The following is a 2,458-nucleotide window of genomic DNA, read 5'->3' as shown; positions in this document are numbered from 1 at the left end:
CGGTTTGTGCGATTCGTTTAACCCAAAATAAGCTAAAAGGCTTATGGGACGGTTAACCCAGGTGTTAAGACTGGTGATAACTGATTACATTTATGGGTGAAACTCCGTGAGTTAAGTCCCATCCCTCAAGTGCTGAGGTGAAAGCATAACCCCTAGTTTGTATGGGTAGCATCCATCAGGCTAAAGCGGGGTTAAAAGGTAGAAATACTAGAAGCTAAATCTGGTAACTATTGAGCAAGAAGTTCATGCGTAACAGCAGTGAAGATGTGTATAAACCATCGTTAATCTAAATGGTGTAATAGCTGAATTAATGGTAAATCCGTCGAGAAATACGGTGAGAATCCATGATTAACACCAAGCCAAAAGGCAAGGATAAGGGCATAAGCGGTTAGACCGTCGACTTATAAGCACCGCCCAATAAACCCGGTGGACAACATCACGCTAAAAACTTCAAACAAATGTGTAATCGGAACGAAGTAATCCCTATATATCTCTGGAAAAAGGTCGAAAATCCAGTAAGTAGCTAACGAATGATATATAGGGAAAGGATGGTGTCAAAAGCGAATGGCTTGTTGTAATGACAAGGATATGCTAACAGACGCTCGGTAATTCCAAAGAAATAGAACAAGTAGCAATACAAATGTCTAAAACGCTGAATAAAAATCAGACGGTGGAATGGAGCGAAATCAATTGGCGTAAAGCTGAAAGATTGACGTTCAAGTTGCAAAAGCGAATATTTCAAGCGAGTGAACGAGGCGATGTTAAAGCAGTTCGCAAACTTCAAAAGACCCTGATTAATTCCTGGTCAGCAAAATGTATCGCGGTTCGTAGGGTAACACAAGATAACCAAGGTAAAAATACAGCAGGAGTGGACGGGATTAAATCCCTGACCTCGAAGCAACGTATAAACTTGGTAGGAAGATTAAAGTTAACCAATAAGGTAAAACCAACTCGTAGAGTTAATATTCCCAAACCTGGTACAACCGAAACCCGTCCACTCTTGATACCCACAATCAACGACCGCGCATTGCAAGCGTTAGTAAAACTAGCGTTAGAACCAGAATGGGAGGCGCTCTTTGAGCCAAACAGTTATGGTTTCAGACCAGGACGTTCCTGTCACGATGCAATCGAAGCAATATTTAAAAGTATTAGTTCAAAAGCCAAATATGTGCTGGATGCTGATATCTCCAAATGCTTCGACCGCATAGACCATAAAGCCTTAATCTCCAAAATACACACATACCCTACATTAAGCCGACAAATTAAATCATGGCTTAAAGCAGGGTATTGTGACGGAAAAGAACTTTTTCCTACTAATGAGGGTACACCACAAGGAGGGGTAATTTCACCCTTACTTGCGAATATTGCCTTACATGGTATGGAAAATAGAGTCAAACAGTATGCGGAAACACTAAAAGGGCAAAAGCGGGTTAACCGTCAAGCTCTCAGTTTAATCCGATATGCCGATGACTTCGTAATAATTCATGAAGATTTAAACGTAGTCAAGAAATGTCAAGAGATAATCGCTGAATGGTTAAGTGACATGGGGTTGGAATTAAAACCAAGTAAAACAAAACTAACCCACACCCTCAATAAAATTAACGAAAATGTTGGGTTTGAGTTTCTAGGATTCCATATACAACAGTACAAAGTAGGTAACTACCGCGCTGCATCAAATGGAACCTCTAAATTAGGTTTTAAAACATTAATCACACCCTCAAAAGCCAAAGTAAAAACTCATCTTATCAAGATAGCTGAAGTAATAGATACCCATAAGACCGCACCTCAAGCTGCTTTAATTAGCAAGCTGAATCCAATTATTAGAGGCTGGTCAAACTATTATTCAACAGTTGTTAGTAAAGAAACCTTTAACAAGGTTGACCATCTAACTTATGATAAACTGAGAGCTTGGGCAAAAACAAAGGGAAAAGGGGACATCAATAAAGACAAATACTGGAGAACAGTAGGCGATAGAAATTGGTGTTTCAGTACAGAAGATGGATTAGAATTACTCACACACTCTAGTATGCCAATCGTAAGGCACACAAAGGTCAAAGGTGAAGCTAGTCCGTTTAATGGAGACTGGGCTTATTGGAGTAAACGACGAGGCGAATATCCTGAGACTCCCAAAAGAGTTTCAACATTAATTAAGAAACAAAAGGGTATTTGTCCTCACTGTGGTCTGTATTTTGCAAGTACAGATATTGTAGAAATTGACCATGTAATACCAACAACTCTAGGTGGGAAAGACACCTACGAAAATTTGCAACTTCTACACAAACATTGTCACGACACAAAAACGGCAAACGATGGTTCTCTAACAAAGAACTATGACAATGAACCGTTTTGAATCGTACCTATAACAAAGGTGGAATTATCAAGGAGCCGTGTGAAGCGAAAGTTTCATGCACGGTTTTGAAGGAGAGGTAGGAGTGGTAACGCTCCTATCGACTCTAAC

At 39.9% G+C, this 2,458-nt stretch carries 1 protein-coding gene; it reads left to right on the top strand.

From position 1 onward, the window contains the following. Positions 1-640 precede the first annotated feature (640 nt). Entirely contained in the window at positions 641-2,350 is a 1,710-nt protein-coding gene (ltrA, locus tag IQ236_RS27450) for a group II intron reverse transcriptase/maturase (protein WP_228041900.1), read from the top strand. The last annotated feature ends 108 nt before the right edge of the window (positions 2,351-2,458 follow it).

The organism is Planktothrix mougeotii LEGE 06226, assembly GCF_015207485.1.
Classification (GTDB): Bacteria; Cyanobacteriota; Cyanobacteriia; order Cyanobacteriales; family Microcoleaceae; genus Planktothrix.
This window is presented reverse-complemented; position numbering and strand designations above follow the sequence as displayed.